Below are 16,440 nucleotides of genomic sequence, written 5' to 3'. Positions count from 1 at the left end.
TCTGTCTGCTACTTATTAGCAGACTCGCGACACAGAACAGCATTAAGAGAGTTGCAAATGAGTTGGTTAGAAAAAATCTTACCTAAAACGACTAAGTCGTCAGGTCGTAAAGAAATTCCAGAAGGCGTTTGGGCTAAATGTACAGCTTGCGATTCAATTTTATATAAAGCTGAACTAGAAAAATCTTTAAACGTATGTCCTAAATGCGACCATCACATGCGTGTGAGCGGCCGTAAACGTTTAGAGCACTTTTTAGATGAAGGTGACCGCACGGAGCTTGGCACTGAGCACGAACCTAAAGATGTATTAAAGTTTAAAGACTCTAAAAAATACTCAGACCGTATTAGCGCAGCCCAAAAATTAAGTGGCGAAAAAGACGCGTTAGTAGCAATGAAGGGCCGCTTAAAAGGTATTCCTGTTGCTGCGGTTGCTTTTGAATTCTCATTTATGGGTGGTTCAATGGCTTCGGTTGTAGGCGCACGTTTTGTTGATGCCGTAGACCAATGTTTAGAGCACAACATGCCATTAGTGTGTTTTTCTGCCTCAGGTGGTGCACGTATGCAAGAAGCGCTTATGTCGCTAATGCAAATGGCTAAAACCAGCGCTGCGCTTGCTAAAATGAGCGAAAAAGGCCTGCCGTTTATATCAGTAATGACCGACCCAACCATGGGTGGTGTATCTGCATCATTAGCGATGTTAGGTGATATTAACGTAGCTGAGCCAAAAGCTTTAATTGGCTTTGCGGGTCCGCGCGTAATTGAGCAAACAGTACGTGAAACCTTGCCAGAAGGTTTTCAACGCAGTGAGTTCTTATTAGAGCACGGTGCAATTGATATGATTATTGACCGTCGTGAAATGCGCGACACATTAGCACGCGTACTTGCTAAATTTATGAACTTGCCTTCTACCGAACAAGAGCATAGAGTAGCGTAAATTTCAGCTTTACTGATTACACGCTATGACAAATACAATTCCTAGCCAATCATCAAGCCTTGATGATTGGCTTTGTTATTTAGAGAGTGTTCACCCTGCAAATATTGAAATGGGACTCGAACGCGTTGCTACTGTTGCAAATAACATTGGCTTATTAAACACTTCCAGCAAAATTATTCTTATTGGCGGCACAAACGGCAAAGGCACAACTGCACGCTGTTTAGAATCGCTATTACTTGCGCAAGGTTACAGCGTAGGTACGTATGCCTCTCCTCATTTAATTAGATACAACGAGCGTGTGCGCATAAATGGCCAAGAGCTTGATGATCAATACCATGTTGATGCCTTTAACACGCTAGAGCAAGGTCGCGCTAGCACGGCGCTTACGTATTTTGAATATGGCACCCTAGGTGCGCTGGCTATTTTTAAACGCTTTGAAGTTGATTATGTGCTGCTTGAGGTTGGTTTGGGCGGGCGCTTTGATGCCACCAATATTGTTACACCTTATGCAAGCGTGATCACCACCATAGATTTAGATCATAAAGAATACCTAGGCGATACACGAGAGTTAGTTGCTTATGATAAAGCAGGTATATTTCGTCAAAACACGCCGGCTATTATTGGTGATTTAAACATACCACATACAATGACCGATTACGGTGCTGAGATTAAAGCAGGCATGGTTATATCCGGTACTGATTTTATATTCAAAGAGCACGAAGCGCATTTTACATGGCAATATAAAAATTATAATTTGCTGTTAGATAAGCCAGCGATCCCAGCACAAAATGCAGCAACGGCCTTAACAACCTTAGCTGTGCTAAATTTATTGCCAAGTGATGAGGTAATTAAGCATTGTTTAGCTAACTTAGTTGTTGAGGGACGCTTTGAGCAGTTAAGCACTTCACCTTTAGTGTTTACCGATGTAGCTCACAATCCCGAATCTGCTCGTTATTTAGCACTAAAGCTTGCAAGCTATAAAGATAAAGGCTTTAAAATTCATGCATTAGCCGCTATGCTTGCTGATAAAGATAAAGCGGGTGTACTTAAAGAGGTAAGCCATGTAATTGATCACTGGTCTCTTACTAGCTTGCACATACCTCGTGGCGATAACGTTGAAAATATGGCCGCGACGTTGCAAACTATACCTCATACAGGCACGCATGAACGCTATAATAGTGTGCACGAAGCACTTAATGTAATTATGCCTACACAGCAAAGTGATACGCTTTTAATTGTGTTTGGGTCATTTTTTACTGTTGCAGATGCTATAAACTACTTTAAAAAATAGAGAGAAAGTCGGTGAACTCAGGTTTTATAAATCGTTTAGTCGGAACCAGTATTGTGGTGATCGCAGCAATTGTGTTTATTCCTAATATACTCGATGGCGAAAAGGTCCACTACAAAGAGGGCTTTAAAGCTATCCCCGAACGCTCTGAGTTTAAAACTATTGACCTTCAAGAGTCTATAGATGAAAAAGTAGCGCAGGCTGAGCCTTTAAAACAAGAGCAAATTGAAGACATAGCTGCCGATGACGATTTGCTAACAAGCAAAGAAAGCCAATACGCAGCAGAGCCTGAAATAGTCGAAGCAAGCATAGAGCCTCAGACTGCGCCAGAGCCTGTAGCGAAAGCGCCAGAGCCGGTAAAAGCAAAACCTATTGCGCCACGTAAAAGTGAAGAAAACCTCACTGATATGGCCTATGTAATTCAGCTAGGTAGTTTTTCCCATGCGGCTAATGTTAAGGCCTTACAAGCTAAGCTTAAAGCGAAAGGCTTTAAAACGTTTACAAAACCAATTAAAACGCCAAACGGCACATTGACTAAAGTGTTTGTTGGGCCCTCGCTTGATAAGGGGGAGCTGACCAAAAAGTTACCCGAGCTTAAAGCTGTTACCAAGTTAAACGGTAAAGTCACCCAATACAGTGTCTCTAATTGATTTTAAAAGGCCTTACTATAGTAAGGCTTTTTTTGTTTTTAAGGGCTAAAAATAGCCGTTAAAGTGATAAGTTTTTGTACGTGCTAGTTGCTGGTTATCTCCCGCTTTAACTTGCATATTAACGAGGTTTGGGTATAGAATGCGCCCCAAAATAGCGACTAATTGGTTAATATGATCTGGGTTGATTACGCCATTCTTGGCATCATTGCACTGTCTACCATCATCGGTTTAATACGCGGCTTTGTTAAAGAAGCTATGTCATTAGCAGTATGGGCTTGCGCATTTATCATCTCTAGTTTGTTTTACCAATATTTAGCTTCCTTCCTAACAAGTATTTCTGAACCCCTTTTAAGAAATGCGGCGGCCATTGCCATACTCTTCTTTGCGACGCTACTGTTAGGCGGTTTACTAAACTACATTTTAGGTGAGCTTGTACAACGTACTGGTTTATCTGGCACCGATCGTGTTTTCGGCATTGTTTTTGGTGCGTTACGAGGCGTGTTGGTCGTGAGCGCGTTACTCTTCTTTCTTGATGCTTTTACTGGTGCACCAAACACGCACTGGTGGGGCAATTCTATTTTGATTCCAGAATTTGGCTTTGTTGTTGAATGGTTCTTTTCGTACCTAGAAAACAACTCGAGCTTTTTAAATTCAGTAAACCGTTAATCGGCGAGGATAAATTACATGTGTGGTATCGTTGGGATAGTCGGAACATCTCCTGTTAATCAGGCGATTTATGATGGCTTAACTGTTTTGCAGCACCGAGGTCAAGATGCCGCGGGCATCATTACCATTGAAAACAATACGTTTAGCTTGCGCAAAGCAAATGGCCTAGTAAAGGATGTGTTTCACACCCGCCATATGAAACGACTACAAGGCACAATTGGTATTGGCCACGTACGTTACCCTACTGCTGGCTCGTCAAGTTCATCTGAAGCGCAGCCGTTTTATGTTAATTCACCATTTGGTATTGCGCTTGCGCACAATGGTAATTTAACCAATGCTGAAACTCTAAAGCAGCAACTGTTCTCAGAAGCGCGTCGTCACGTTAATACAACGTCTGACTCAGAAATACTACTTAATATCATGGCACATGAGCTAAGTAAGTCTGACAAATTACATTTAGACGCTGAAGACATCTTCACTGCAGTAACCGAAGTAAACAACAAAGTAACCGGTGGCTACGCCGCTATTGCGATGATTATTGGCCACGGTGTTTTAGCATTTCGTGACCCAAATGGTATCCGTCCTTTGGTATTTGGTAAGCGTGAAACCCCTAAAGGCACTGAGTACATGTTTGCCTCAGAAAGCGTAGCATTAAAGCCAGACGGATTTGAATTTGTGCGTGACGTTGCACCAGGTGAAGCGATTTACGTAACTGAAGATGGCCAATTTCATTCACAAAGTTGTGCTGAAAAAGCCTCTTATGCGCCGTGTATTTTTGAGTTTGTTTATTTTGCTCGCCCTGATTCAACCATCGATCGAATGTCGGTTTACGCAACGCGTGTAAACATGGGTACTAAACTGGGTGAAAAAATTGCGCGTGAGTGGAGCGATAAAGACATTGATGTTGTTATCCCAATTCCTGAAACCTCATGCGATGTGGCGTTAGAAATTGCCCGCATGCTTGATTTACCTTACCGCCAAGGCTTTGTTAAAAACCGTTATATTGGTCGTACATTTATCATGCCTGGCCAAGAAATGCGTAAAAAGTCAGTGCGTCAAAAGCTAAATGCGATTGACCGTGAGTTTAAAGGTAAAAACGTTTTACTGGTTGATGATTCAATTGTACGCGGTACAACCTCGGCACAAATTGTAGAAATGGCCCGTGAAGCCGGAGCAAAAAATGTGTATTTTGCCTCAGCAGCACCAGAAATTCGTTTTCCTAATGTGTATGGTATTGATATGCCATCTGCCGCAGAGCTTATTGCGCATGGCCGCGAAGTTGAAGACATTAACCAAAGCATCAGTGCTGATGGCTTAATTTTTCAATCACTAAACGATTTAATTGCCGCTGTAAGCCAAGAAAACCCAGAAATTACTAAGTTTGAAACCTCTGTATTTGATGGGCAATACATTACCGGCGATATCGATCAAGATTACTTAAACCATATTGATCAATTGCGTAACGACTCGGCTAAAAGTAACCGCGAAAACGCCATGTCATCAGGCCTTGAAATACACAATCAAGATGCCAACGAAGCTGATTAATGTGTGATTAAACATAATCAGACATAAAAAAAAGGAGCTAATTAGCTCCTTTTTTGCGAAGGAAAGAAAGGGAACACTTCATATCAAACAACGTGGTTGATTAGGTAAACATTGGACTCACAATGCCGTTAGTCCAAAGTATTGCGGTTACAGCTAAAATTATTACCAATAAAATTAGCCCGCAGGTAACAACAGAGCTGGCATAAATAAAGCCGCGCTCTTGTGGAATATGCATTAGTATTGGCACGCCTGTATAAAGCAAGTACACCGAGTAGGCTAGGGCAATCATACCTACGCAAACAACAAACCACAGCTCAGGTAAAAAAGCGGCTAAGGCCGACATAAACACGGGTGTAGCAGTATAAGCGGCAAGTTCAAGCGTTTGTGTAAAGGTAGGTTTAGCACCAAATGTAACGGCCATCCAATGGGCTAAATAGGCCAGTGCAAACACACCGGCTATTAACGCACCATACATAGCCACGGCAATTAGCAGTGCGCTTTCATGTGTTAAAAATACTGGGTTGCCCGCACCAATACTCCAGCCTAAATACACCGATGAGTAATACCCCATAATCGATGGAAATAATGCAATAAGTAAAATATGCGACAGGCTATAAGTCAGGCTTTCGTGGCGGTTATCTATTGTTTGCCATTCTTCGAGTGGATGAGCATAAATGCCCCACAGGTGGTTCAGTATCATAGCGGTACTCCATAAAAGGAACGTATTACTGTTGGTTATAATTTAGCTTTAGTTAGTTTGTTTTTTATACAGTATCTATATTTATGGTTTAGTTCATATACAAAGTCAAGTTAACTGCTTATTAACATTTTAAAGAGGTTGTTTTAGCTCGTTTTATTCTTAGTTATTTTTCGTGTTAAAATGGCTTTTTATTATTTGAAGTAACGAGCAGCCCTGTGCCACATAGCGAACTTTTAGCCCCTATTAATAATTTTTTATTGTGCGAAACCCCAAATGAATGGGTTATTGAGGCAGTAAAAAAAGAAAATTTATCGATTATTTTAATCGATCACTTAATTTGTGAGTTAAAAGCAGCGCAAAGTGCAATGTTTTTAATTCGTAAGTACGCGGTAGATAAAGACAGCAGCGATGCATTACTTGAATGGCTAAAGCCCTTTGAAACACTTATTTATAAACGCGAAGGTAATTGGCGTGATTTAGCGGCTAAAAATAAACTTACAAAATCTATTATCCCAAAGTCTAACTCACCTTACGGGCAAGATTTAATAGATAAAATGGTGATGCTAATAAAAGAAGAATTACATCACTTTTATCAAGTGCTCGAAATAATGGACGAGTATGGAGTAGAGTACCGCAGTATTACACCGTGTCGTTACGCTAAAGGGATGCTACGTAACGTTAAAACGTTTGAGCCTAATGCATTAGTCGATAAACTAATTGTAGGTGCTTATATTGAGGCTCGCTCATGTGAGCGTTTTGCTGCACTTGCTCCACATGTTGATAAACGCTTAGGCGATTTTTATATTTCATTACTTCGCTCTGAGGCGCGCCATTATCAAGATTACTTAACACTGGCACAAGAAATTGCTGATTTTGATATTACTGAGCGAGTCGACTTTTTTGGTAAAATTGAGGCTGATTTGATCACTAGCCCTGATGAAGACTTTAAATTTCACAGTGGCGCTCCTGCACTAGTTACTAATTAAAGCAGTGTTATTTAGCTCTTCAAGCACACCGGTTAGTTAGGTGTGCTACTTCTTTCTATAAAGTCTATGAGCTCAAGCGCCGTGCTTTGAGAAAAGCCATGTTTTACTAATAGCTCTTTTGCGGTGCCATTGTATAAAATAGTAGAAAAGCCTTGTTCAAGCGCGTCTCTTTTTTGTTTTGCATCAGGGTCAGACTTTGGAAACATAACATGCAGTTGATGATGCTCTAAATCGGGCGAAATATATTCAACTTGTGGCGCGCCGGGTTCATTAAGCTTTTCGGTGTTTTTTAACCAGTATTCACCCACTTCTTTAGTGCCTGCTACTAAGTCTATTCGTCCTTTTTGAAGCATATATAAACTGTTAATTAACCCGCGAGTTGAGGTTACGGCCAGGCCATTACTTTCAGAAAAAACTTCACTTACTGCATAGCCAACGCCTTTACAAATACTGTATGGCTGTAAAGAGTCCATACTGCCGTCATAGTTTATTTGTCTGTCTTTGAGCTTAAATAGTCCAACGTATACGTTAGCAAGTGGGCGCGAGTAATAAAAAAGATCAGTACGCGACTTTGTATAAAAAGCGCCTAAAATTGCATCTTTTTTATTTATTTTGGTAAGCTCCAGCGCCCTGTTCCAGCTGGTAAACTCGATGTCGTTATTAATATTTTGATTAGCTAAGGCCGCTTTAGTTAAGGCAGTAACCCAGCCGTTATCAATTAAGCGCTCACCAATATAGGGTGGGGAGTTTTCGGCGACGAGCTGCCAATTTTCTGAGGCATACCCTTTGGAAAAAATGCAACAAAGCACCAAACAATAAATAGCTTTATACATATATCCTTATCCTATTACCAAAAAGTACTTAAATAATAGTCAGGATTTGAGATTATGCGAAGGGCGTATTAATGAGTTTTTGACCTTGCGGAGTAACCACTAAATATGAGCCTTGCGTATACCAATCACCAAGCACAGTGCGTGTTAGTGTTTGCTTACCTACAGAGTAAGTGTGTACGTTAGGGCGGTGGGTGTGGCCGTGTATCATGTTGCTTACATTATACTTGGCAAACATCGCTAGTACGGCGTCATCTACTACGTCTAAAATTTCTATGGGTTTGTCGGCTTGGCTTAATTTGCTTTTTTCTCTGGCATTGCGAGCAATTTTTTTTCTGTACCATAGTGGCATTGCTAACATTAATTTAGGCCACCACCAACCGCGACTTTTTTTACGAAACTTTTGATACTCAATATCTTGGGTACACATTTCATCACCGTGCAAAATAACAGTGGGAGTGCCATATAAATCTATAACCGTTTGCTCGTTTAGCAATACCATACCTGCGCGTTTAGCGTATTGCTCACGCATAATAAAATCGCGATTACCGTGTATAAAGTACACTGGTGTACCGCCATCTTTAACGGCTTTTAAATGCTTTGCTACCTCACTAGCCAATTCTGTTACGTAGTCATCCCCAACCCATACTTCAAAAAAATCACCTAAAATATACAGTGCATCTACGGGCTTACCAATAATGTGCGTATTTATAAAGCGATAAAAGGCCTCGCTAATATCTGGGCGGTTTTCACTTAGGTGTAAGTCTGCAATAAAGTAGGTTTGAGAAGTCATAGAGGCATCTAGTTAGGTTAAATAAAAGCGGGCGCATACATAATGTACCATGCCCGCTTAATTACTCAGTGTATGAGTAAACGTTTAGCTTACAGTAACGTTTTCGATGATTACATTTTCAAGCGGTACGTCTTGGTGAAAACCAGCGCTGCCTGTTGCTACACCTTTAATTTTATTTACTACGTCCATGCCTTCAACTACTTCAGCAAATACACAGTAACCCCAGCCTTGCGAAGTTTCGCTGCTGTGGTTTAAAAAGTCGTTGTCGTTAACGTTAATAAAAAATTGGGCTGTTGCTGAATGTGGATCAGGCGTACGCGCCATTGCTAATGTACCTACTTTATTAGATAGGCCATTATTTGCTTCGTTTTGAATTGGGTCGTTAACGTCTTTTTGTTCCATACCAGGTACAAATCCACCGCCTTGCACCATAAAGCCGTCAATTACGCGGTGAAAAATAGTGCCGTTGTAAAAACCTGAGTTTGCGTACTCTAAAAAGTTTTTAACTGTGTTTGGAGCTTCTTGCTCAAACATTTTAATGGTGATGCCACCAAAATTAGTGTGTAGAACAACCATGTGGTTTCCTATATCTGGTTTAATTAGTCGCGCTATTTTATCTTAGTTAACTAAGATAAACAAAGTGCTTGTTCAATATATCCAAAGCTGCCCAAGGTATATACTTGTGCGTTTTACAGGGGGTTAATATCGAGGCGGTATTTGGCCGTTGTGGTATTTTCTCTCAATATATAACCATGCACAGAGCAAGAGCCTGTTAAGCAATAAGCAGGGTGGTTTGAAACTGATTTTTACAGTGTTATTAATTTTAACAACAGAACCTCTATTACATACAATCAAGGCCTTGCCTAAATTGGTTTTAATTCCAACTTAAACACGCGCATTGAGGTGGTTTGGGTATAAAAAGCGCTAGAGCGGGGGCTTTTCAAGTGTTAACATAGCCAACTCAGCAAACAGTCAAGGACTAAAAGTAAATGGTACAAATATACAACACACTCACGCGACAAAAAGAGCAGTTTAAACCTATGGTCGAAGGCAAAATCGACATGTATGTGTGTGGTATCACCATTTATGATTTTTGTCATATCGGTCATGCGCGTACATTTGTCGGGTTTGATGTTATTGTCCGCTACCTTCGCCACCTTGGTTACGACTTAAAATACGTACGTAATATTACCGACGTAGATGATAAAATAATTAAACGCGCAAACGAAAATGGCGAGTCAATTAATGACCTAACTCTGCGTATGACCCAAGCCATGCACGAAGACTTTGATAGCCTAAACATGCTGCGCCCAGATATTGAACCTACGGTTACAAATCATATGGATGAAATTATCGAAATGGTTGAGCGCTTAATTGCAAAAGGCCATGCGTACGTAGCAAACGACGGTGACGTGCTTTTTGATGTTTCTACGTTTGAGCAGTACGGCGCACTATCGCAGCAAGATTTAAGTATGCTCCAAGCAGGCTCTCGCGTAGAGGTTGCACAGGATAAAGACGATCCGCTTGATTTTGTATTGTGGAAAAAAGCAAAAGCAGGCGAACCTTCATGGTCATCACCGTGGGGAGCAGGGCGTCCGGGTTGGCATATAGAATGTTCAGCAATGAGCTCAAAGCATTTAGGCGAGCATTTTGATATTCACGGTGGCGGCTCTGATTTACAGTTTCCGCATCACGAAAACGAAATTGCGCAATCATGCTGTGCAAACAATGGTAAGTATGTAAATACATGGATCCACACAGGCATGGTACAAGTAAATAAAGAAAAAATGTCTAAATCATTAGACAACTTTTTTACTGTGCGTGAGGTACTAAAAACATATGACGCTGAATCAGTTCGTTACTTTTTAATCTCAGGGCATTACCGTAGCCAGCTAAATTACTCGCAAGAGAATTTAGATCAAGCACGTTCATCGCTTGAACGTATTTACACAGCACTTCGTGGTGTTGAGCCAATAACGTGCGATATTGAAAACAATGAGTACGTGGCTAAATTTAGAAAAGCCATGAATGATGATTTTAATACACCAGAGGCGTTACCGGTTTTATTTGAACTGGCTAAAGAGCTAAACCGTGTTAAAGACACCGATACACAGCAAGCGGGTCAATTAGCATTTGTGCTACGCAGCATAGGCGAAGTGCTTGGTGTTGCCCAGCAAGCACCTGAATCGTTTTTGCAAGGCGGGCAAGATGATGATGAAGTGGCCACTATCGAAGCGCTGATTGTAAAACGTAATGAAGCGCGCGCAAACAAAGATTGGGCCGCTGCAGATGAAGCACGTGATGCACTTAATGCACTCGGTGTCGTGCTTGAAGACTCAGCAGGTAAAACAACATGGCGTAAAGCGTAAATGCGTTAAAGTAGCTTTTAAACTAAAAAGGGTTGCCAGTTGGCAACCCTTTTTTAATGCTAAGGCATTAAGTTAACTGTGGTATTTTTCACATGCTTCGAGGGTATTTTCAATTAAACTTGCTACAGTCATTGGGCCAACGCCACCCGGTACAGGGGTAATAAAATCAGCTTTTTGCTCTGCAACACTGTACTGAACATCGCCCACTAACTTGCCTGTATCTAAACGGTTAATACCTACATCAATCACAATCGCACCTTCTTTTACCCACTCACCAGGTATAAATTCAGGTTTACCTACGGCCACTACTAATAAGTCTGCGCGGCGCACATGGGTTTCTAAGTCTTGTGTAAATTTGTGACATACCGTTGTAGTACAACCGGCAAGTAATAACTCAAGCGACATAGGGCGACCAACAATATTAGAGGCACCAACAACTACCGCATGCATCCCTTTGTAACGCACACCCGTTGAATCTAATAAGGTAATAATCCCTTTGGGTGTACATGGGCGCAGCGCCGGCATACGTTGCGCTAAGCGGCCAATATTGTAAGGGTGAAAACCGTCTACATCTTTATGTGGTGTAATACGTTCTAAAATCTTTTCAGCATCTAGGCCTTCAGGTAGCGGTAGTTGCACTAAAATACCATCTACTTCGCCATCATTATTTAGCTCATCAATTAATGTTAGTAGTTCTTCTTCGCTGGTTTGCGCTGGTAAATCAAATGACTTTGAAATAAATCCTACTTCTTCACACGCTTTACGCTTAGAGCCAACGTAAACTTGGCTTGCAGGGTCAAGCCCTACCAGTACTACTGCTAAACCGGGTGCACGTAAACCGTTTGCAACGCGTTCGCTTACGCGCTCAGCCACTGCACTACGTACTTGTTTTGCGATTGCCTTACCATCAATGATGTTTGCCGTCATGGGGGACCTTTAATTGGGGTTAAATAAACTTCGATACTTATATTTTAAAAGCATCTGCATATAAAGAGGGGTGTATGCAAAAAATTAATTTTATTAATGCTTTTTTAATATGCAGGCTATTTTCGCAGAAAAGGCCCGAAGCGCCAAGTTGCTTTTAGGTTATAAACCGGTGTTTTCAAAAAAAGCGTCTAAATTTCAGCTTAGTTTTGCAATATTTAACCATTATGAACTAAAAATGACCGATTGATTTATTTTATGCAAAAAACGTTTGACCTCTCCCAGGCAAATCACTATTATGCACCCCGTTGTCAACGAGGTCACTCGCAGGCAATCGTAAGCATCGGCGATTAGCGCAGTTTGGTAGCGCACTTGGTTTGGGTCCAAGGGGTCGCAGGTTCAAATCCTGCATCGCCGACCACTTCTTTTATTTTTATAATAGAATAGCTTACAGGCAAACTATGAAGTTTTCGATGCGCCCGTAGCTCAGCTGGATAGAGCAACGCCCTTCTAAGGCGTTGGTCGAAGGTTCGAATCCTTCCGGGTGCGCCATTTGAAAACAAAGTAAATACCGTGGTGATTGTAGCTCAGTTGGTAGAGCCCCGGATTGTGATTCCGGTTGTCGTGGGTTCGAGCCCCATCAGTCACCCCAATTTACTTCGAGTATCGGCGATTAGCGCAGTTTGGTAGCGCACTTGGTTTGGGTCCAAGGGGTCGCAGGTTCAAATCCTGCATCGCCGACCACTTTCTCATAAGTGGTCTTAAATTCAACATTTAAGTATTCAACACGATTATCGGCGATTAGCGCAGTTTGGTAGCGCACTTGGTTTGGGTCCAAGGGGTCGCAGGTTCAAATCCTGCATCGCCGACCACTTTCTTAACCTTAAAGAAAGTAAACGAGTAATCACTCAGCAATAACTTCTATCTACTTCCTACTAAAATATCGCTTTAACGAACCAGTTAGTCTGTTTTTTACGCAGTTGGTCTCGATCGTAGCTAAACTAGTCCAAATAATTGCCCCCTACACTCGACTATCATAATTATTAGGTTATAATGCCGCGTCTATTGTTTAACATAGTGCCCGAAGGGCAGAGCAGCAATGGGATCTCATGGTAGTGACGGATGCTTTTTAGTGAAAAATCGCTTTAAAATTTATCAAGACTCATGAAGATTACTTTGTTTGTAAGGAAGGCGAACAGTCGCCAAAATTGAATATTGAGGTAAATCATGCAAGTTTCTGTTGAGACGACTCAAGGCCTTGAGCGCCGTCTGACCATCACCGTTCCTGCAGAGAACGTTGAGACCGAAGTAAAAAAACGCTTACAACAACTGTCAAAAACGCAGCGTATCGATGGCTTCCGTGCTGGTAAAGTACCAGTTTCAGTAATTAACAAGCGTTTTGGACCTGCGGTTCGTCAAGAAGTAGCTGGCGAAGTAATGCAGCGTAACTACATTGAAGCAATTGTTGCTGAAAAAATTAACCCTGCTGGCGCACCATCATTTGCACCTAAATCACTTGAAGCAGGTAAAGATTTAGAGTTTACTGCAACGTTTGAAGTATACCCTGAAGTTGAAGTTCAAGGTTTAGACAAAATTGCAGTAGAAAAACCAGCGGTAACAGTAACTGACGAAGACTTAGCAAACATGCTAGAAACACTTCGTAAGCAACACGCTTCTTGGGCTGATGTTGACGCAGCTGCTGGCGAAAACGACCGTGTAACAGTTGATTTCGTAGGTACTATTGACGGTGAAGAGTTTGAAGGCGGCAAAGCTGAAGACTTCCCACTTGAGCTTGGCCAAGGTCGTATGATCCCAGGTTTTGAAGACAACATCGTTGGTAAAAAAGCAGGCGAAGAAGTAGTTGCTGATGTAACTTTCCCTGAAGATTACCACGCTGAAAACCTGAAAGGTAAAGCGGCTCAATTCACTATCACAGTGAAAAAAGTTGAAGCACAAGAGCTACCTGAATTAAGCGAAGAGTTTGCAACTAAGTTCGGTGTTACCGAAGGCGGCGTAGACGCGCTTAAAGAAGAAGTTAAAAAGAACATGACACGTGAGCTAGACCAAGCGGTTAAAGCTAACGTGAAAGACCAAGCGATTAAAGGTCTTTTAGAAAACAACGAAATCGAAGTGCCTAAAGCACTTATTGATCAAGAAGTTGACGCATTACGTCAGCAAGCAGCTCAACGTTTTGGTGGCGACGCTAAAAACATGCCTGAGCTTCCAGCTGAATTGTTCCACGAGCAAGCTGTAACTCGCGTTAAAACTGGCCTATTACTAGGTGAAGTGATCAAAGCAAACGATATCAAAGTTGATGATGAAAAAGTTGAAGCATTAATTGCTACAGTTGCATCTGCTTACGAAGATCCAACTGAAGTAGTAGAATACTACAAAGCAAATGATCAACTTATGCAGCAAATGCGTAATGTTGCAATGGAAGAGCAAGCTGTTGAAGCTATTTTAGCTAAAGCAAACGTGTCTGACGTTGAAAAAGCATTTGATGACATCATGAATCCTCAGCAAGGTGCTTAATAAGTCATTGACTTAAGCGCTCGCTAACGATTAAATGGCTCGTGTTACTCTGTTTATGCAGTGTGCCCGGGCCATTTTAGTTTGTGCCCCATAATTTGCGAAAAATGATAACTATGCTTCCTTAGTAAGAAAAAGCATAAGCGCATAAGGAATTAAAAAAGTATGAACACTGGTATGACAGATCCCCTAAATGCATTAGTCCCTATGGTTGTTGAACAAACAGCTAAAGGTGAGCGCTCGTATGACATTTATTCGCGTCTATTAAAAGAGCGAATTATCTTTTTAACGGGCCAAGTTGAAGACAACATGGCAAACCTAATTTTAGCGCAAATGCTATTTTTAGAATCAGAGAACCCTGAAAAAGATATCTTTTTATATATTAATTCACCAGGTGGTTCGGTAACCGCTGGTATGGCAATTTACGATACAATGAACTTCATCAAACCAGATGTAAGTACAATTTGTGTTGGCCAAGCGGCAAGCATGGGCGCATTTTTGCTTACTGCTGGCGCTAAAGGTAAGCGTTTTTGTTTACCAAACTCACGTGTAATGATTCACCAACCGTTAGGTGGTTTCCAAGGTCAAGCATCTGACTTTGAAATACACGCAAAAGAAATTCTGTCTATTAAAGACAAACTTAACCGCTTAATGGCAGAGCATACAGGCCAGCCATTAGATGTTATTTCACGCGATACTGACCGTGATAACTTTATGAGTGCATCACAAGCTGTAGATTACGGCCTGGTTGACTCAGTGTTTACAAATCGCGAAAGCAAGTAAGCGTGTAGGCAAGCAAATAATTGCTTGCCACTTTGAGTTACTATGCGAAAACCAGTAAATTTTGGTATAGTTAAAAGCGAATTTGAAATAGTTGCCAACCTTATTTGGCAGCCAACGTATAAAAGAGGTAGCTGAATGTCTGACACTCCTACAGACGGCGACAAAAGTAATAAATTGTTATACTGCTCTTTTTGTGGCAAAAGCCAACACGAAGTGCGTAAATTAATTGCAGGTCCTTCAGTATACATTTGTGATGAATGTGTAGAGCTGTGTAACGATATTATCAGGGAAGAAATCAAAGACATTGCTCCTAAGCATAATTCGTCTGATAAACTACCTGTGCCAAAAGAAATTCGTAATCACTTAGATGACTACGTAATTGGTCAAGACCATGCTAAAAAAGTATTGTCTGTAGCGGTATACAATCACTACAAGCGCCTACGCAACCAATCTACAAAGCAAGAAGTAGAACTAGGTAAAAGTAACATTTTGCTTATTGGCCCTACAGGTAGTGGTAAAACATTACTGGCAGAAACACTTGCGCGTTTACTTGATGTACCGTTTACTATGGCAGATGCAACTACACTAACCGAAGCCGGTTATGTAGGTGAAGATGTAGAAAACATCATTCAAAAACTGCTACAAAAATGTGACTACGACGTAGAAAAAGCGCAACGTGGTATTGTTTACATTGATGAAATTGACAAAATTTCGCGTAAATCAGATAACCCATCTATTACACGTGACGTGTCGGGTGAGGGCGTACAACAAGCGCTGCTTAAACTAATTGAAGGCACGGTTGCCTCAGTACCACCACAAGGTGGTCGTAAGCACCCGCAGCAAGAGTTTTTACAGGTTGATACCTCTAAGATTTTATTTATCTGTGGTGGTGCATTTGCAGGCCTAGATAAAGTAATCGAACAGCGTAGCCATAAAAATACCGGAATTGGCTTTGGTGTTAACGTTAAAGAGTCAGCGTCGAGCCGTTCTTTAAGCGAAACATTTAAAGACGTAGAGCCAGAAGATTTAGTTAAGTACGGCTTAATTCCTGAGTTTATTGGTCGTTTACCTGTTGTTGCTACATTAACTGAGCTTGATGAAGCGGCACTTGTACAAATACTTAGTGAACCTAAAAACGCCATTACTAAACAGTTCTCTGTATTGTTTGGTATGGAAGACGTTGAATTAGAGTTCCGTGATGATGCACTAAGCGCTATTGCTCACAAAGCAATGGAGCGTAAAACAGGTGCTCGCGGACTTCGCTCAATTGTTGAAGGCGTACTCCTTGATACTATGTATGAGCTGCCATCAATGGATGATGTAAGCAAAGTGGTTATAGATGAAACCGTGATTAAAGGTGAATCTGACCCAATCTTGATTTATGAAAACAATAATCAAGATAAAGCTGCATCAGAGTAGTTTTTAAGCTATTTGTATAAAAAAA

15 protein-coding genes and 5 tRNA genes are annotated in these 16,440 nt (G+C 41.2%); 15 read left to right on the top strand and 5 right to left on the bottom strand.

Annotation, left to right across the window (positions count from 1 at the left end):
- Positions 1-57: 57 nt before the first annotated feature.
- The 5 genes from accD (at position 58) to purF (ending at position 5,082) form a co-directional block, all read left to right on the top strand.
- Complete coding sequence (gene accD, locus VOI46_RS11465; protein ID WP_004586882.1) at positions 58-933, top strand: acetyl-CoA carboxylase, carboxyltransferase subunit beta; 876 nt, start codon at positions 58-60, stop codon at positions 931-933.
- A 25-nt stretch (positions 934-958) separates the two neighbouring features.
- A complete protein-coding gene (gene folC, locus VOI46_RS11460) occupies positions 959-2,224 on the top strand; it encodes a bifunctional tetrahydrofolate synthase/dihydrofolate synthase (protein WP_004586883.1) in 1,266 nt (421 codons plus the stop codon).
- Between the two features lie 11 nt (positions 2,225-2,235).
- Positions 2,236-2,871 carry an SPOR domain-containing protein gene (locus tag VOI46_RS11455; RefSeq protein WP_004586884.1) on the top strand — a complete coding sequence of 212 codons (636 nt, stop codon included), beginning with the start codon at positions 2,236-2,238 and terminating at the stop codon, positions 2,869-2,871.
- Positions 2,872-3,042: 171 nt separating this feature from the next.
- The gene (locus tag VOI46_RS11450; protein ID WP_004586885.1) at positions 3,043-3,537 is read left to right on the top strand and encodes a CvpA family protein; all 495 of its coding nucleotides are present in this window, start codon (positions 3,043-3,045) and stop codon (positions 3,535-3,537) included.
- 18 nt (positions 3,538-3,555) lie between these two features.
- Positions 3,556-5,082: an amidophosphoribosyltransferase gene (gene purF, locus VOI46_RS11445; protein ID WP_004586886.1), complete on the top strand. Its 1,527-nt coding sequence runs from the start codon at positions 3,556-3,558 to the stop codon at positions 5,080-5,082.
- Positions 5,083-5,182: 100 nt separating this feature from the next.
- Here the strand turns inward: purF and VOI46_RS11440 are convergent, their stop codons facing one another.
- The gene (locus tag VOI46_RS11440) at positions 5,183-5,782 is read right to left on the bottom strand and encodes a Yip1 family protein (RefSeq protein WP_004586887.1); all 600 of its coding nucleotides are present in this window, start codon (positions 5,780-5,782) and stop codon (positions 5,183-5,185) included.
- 215 nt (positions 5,783-5,997) lie between these two features.
- Here VOI46_RS11440 and miaE point away from each other — a divergent pair, with 215 nt between their 5' ends.
- A complete protein-coding gene (miaE, locus tag VOI46_RS11435; protein ID WP_004586888.1) occupies positions 5,998-6,768 on the top strand; it encodes a tRNA isopentenyl-2-thiomethyl-A-37 hydroxylase MiaE in 771 nt (256 codons plus the stop codon).
- 32 nt (positions 6,769-6,800) lie between these two features.
- Here miaE and VOI46_RS11430 read toward each other — a convergent pair whose 3' ends face one another.
- The 3 genes from VOI46_RS11430 to VOI46_RS11420 form a co-directional block, all read right to left on the bottom strand.
- The gene (locus tag VOI46_RS11430) at positions 6,801-7,601 is read right to left on the bottom strand and encodes a transporter substrate-binding domain-containing protein (RefSeq protein WP_004586889.1); all 801 of its coding nucleotides are present in this window, start codon (positions 7,599-7,601) and stop codon (positions 6,801-6,803) included.
- A gap of 52 nt (positions 7,602-7,653) precedes the next feature.
- Positions 7,654-8,391, bottom strand: coding sequence for a UDP-2,3-diacylglucosamine diphosphatase (locus VOI46_RS11425; RefSeq protein ID WP_004586890.1), 738 nt, complete (start codon positions 8,389-8,391; stop codon positions 7,654-7,656).
- Between the two features lie 84 nt (positions 8,392-8,475).
- Entirely contained in the window at positions 8,476-8,967 is a 492-nt protein-coding gene (locus VOI46_RS11420; RefSeq protein ID WP_004586891.1) for a peptidylprolyl isomerase, read from the bottom strand.
- 413 nt (positions 8,968-9,380) lie between these two features.
- On the opposite strand from VOI46_RS11420, the gene cysS reads away from it, so the two are divergent.
- Positions 9,381-10,760 carry a cysteine--tRNA ligase gene (cysS, locus tag VOI46_RS11415; RefSeq protein ID WP_004586892.1) on the top strand — a complete coding sequence of 460 codons (1,380 nt, stop codon included), beginning with the start codon at positions 9,381-9,383 and terminating at the stop codon, positions 10,758-10,760.
- A gap of 72 nt (positions 10,761-10,832) precedes the next feature.
- Here cysS and folD read toward each other — a convergent pair whose 3' ends face one another.
- On the bottom strand, positions 10,833-11,687 hold the full coding sequence (gene folD, locus VOI46_RS11410; protein WP_004586893.1) for a bifunctional methylenetetrahydrofolate dehydrogenase/methenyltetrahydrofolate cyclohydrolase FolD: 855 nt from the start codon (positions 11,685-11,687) through the stop codon (positions 10,833-10,835).
- 341 nt (positions 11,688-12,028) lie between these two features.
- On the opposite strand from folD, the gene VOI46_RS11405 reads away from it, so the two are divergent.
- The 8 genes from VOI46_RS11405 (at position 12,029) to clpX (ending at position 16,415) form a co-directional block, all read left to right on the top strand.
- Positions 12,029-12,105: transfer RNA gene (locus VOI46_RS11405), tRNA-Pro, on the top strand.
- A gap of 54 nt (positions 12,106-12,159) precedes the next feature.
- Positions 12,160-12,236 (top strand) — tRNA-Arg (locus VOI46_RS11400).
- Between the two features lie 24 nt (positions 12,237-12,260).
- A tRNA-His gene (locus VOI46_RS11395) sits at positions 12,261-12,336 on the top strand.
- Positions 12,337-12,351: 15 nt separating this feature from the next.
- Positions 12,352-12,428: transfer RNA gene (locus tag VOI46_RS11390), tRNA-Pro, on the top strand.
- 51 nt (positions 12,429-12,479) lie between these two features.
- Positions 12,480-12,556 (top strand) — tRNA-Pro (locus VOI46_RS11385).
- Between the two features lie 355 nt (positions 12,557-12,911).
- Positions 12,912-14,216, top strand: coding sequence for a trigger factor (gene tig / locus VOI46_RS11380; RefSeq protein WP_004586894.1), 1,305 nt, complete (start codon positions 12,912-12,914; stop codon positions 14,214-14,216).
- A gap of 162 nt (positions 14,217-14,378) precedes the next feature.
- The gene (gene clpP / locus VOI46_RS11375; RefSeq protein WP_024033798.1) at positions 14,379-14,996 is read left to right on the top strand and encodes an ATP-dependent Clp endopeptidase proteolytic subunit ClpP; all 618 of its coding nucleotides are present in this window, start codon (positions 14,379-14,381) and stop codon (positions 14,994-14,996) included.
- A gap of 135 nt (positions 14,997-15,131) precedes the next feature.
- The gene (clpX, locus tag VOI46_RS11370) at positions 15,132-16,415 is read left to right on the top strand and encodes an ATP-dependent protease ATP-binding subunit ClpX (protein ID WP_004586896.1); all 1,284 of its coding nucleotides are present in this window, start codon (positions 15,132-15,134) and stop codon (positions 16,413-16,415) included.
- The last annotated feature ends 25 nt before the right edge of the window (positions 16,416-16,440 follow it).

The organism is Pseudoalteromonas sp. CuT4-3, from assembly GCF_035666335.1.
Taxonomy (GTDB): Bacteria; Pseudomonadota; Gammaproteobacteria; order Enterobacterales; family Alteromonadaceae; genus Pseudoalteromonas; species Pseudoalteromonas atlantica.
The sequence above is the reverse complement of the archived record's forward strand: the minus strand, read 5'-3'. Positions and strand labels throughout refer to the sequence as shown.

Coding starts and splice junctions, on each gene's coding strand:
- accD (WP_004586882.1), top strand. CDS start 58: ATGAGTTGGTTAGAAAAAATCTTACCTAAAACGACTAAGTCGTCAGGT.
- folC (WP_004586883.1), top strand. CDS start 959: ATGACAAATACAATTCCTAGCCAATCATCAAGCCTTGATGATTGGCTT.
- VOI46_RS11450 (WP_004586885.1), top strand. CDS start 3,043: ATGATCTGGGTTGATTACGCCATTCTTGGCATCATTGCACTGTCTACC.
- purF (WP_004586886.1), top strand. CDS start 3,556: ATGTGTGGTATCGTTGGGATAGTCGGAACATCTCCTGTTAATCAGGCG.
- VOI46_RS11440 (WP_004586887.1), bottom strand. CDS start 5,782: ATGATACTGAACCACCTGTGGGGCATTTATGCTCATCCACTCGAAGAA.
- VOI46_RS11430 (WP_004586889.1), bottom strand. CDS start 7,601: ATGTATAAAGCTATTTATTGTTTGGTGCTTTGTTGCATTTTTTCCAAA.
- VOI46_RS11425 (WP_004586890.1), bottom strand. CDS start 8,391: ATGACTTCTCAAACCTACTTTATTGCAGACTTACACCTAAGTGAAAAC.
- VOI46_RS11420 (WP_004586891.1), bottom strand. CDS start 8,967: ATGGTTGTTCTACACACTAATTTTGGTGGCATCACCATTAAAATGTTT.
- cysS (WP_004586892.1), top strand. CDS start 9,381: ATGGTACAAATATACAACACACTCACGCGACAAAAAGAGCAGTTTAAA.
- folD (WP_004586893.1), bottom strand. CDS start 11,687: ATGACGGCAAACATCATTGATGGTAAGGCAATCGCAAAACAAGTACGT.
- tig (WP_004586894.1), top strand. CDS start 12,912: ATGCAAGTTTCTGTTGAGACGACTCAAGGCCTTGAGCGCCGTCTGACC.
- clpP (WP_024033798.1), top strand. CDS start 14,379: ATGAACACTGGTATGACAGATCCCCTAAATGCATTAGTCCCTATGGTT.
- clpX (WP_004586896.1), top strand. CDS start 15,132: ATGTCTGACACTCCTACAGACGGCGACAAAAGTAATAAATTGTTATAC.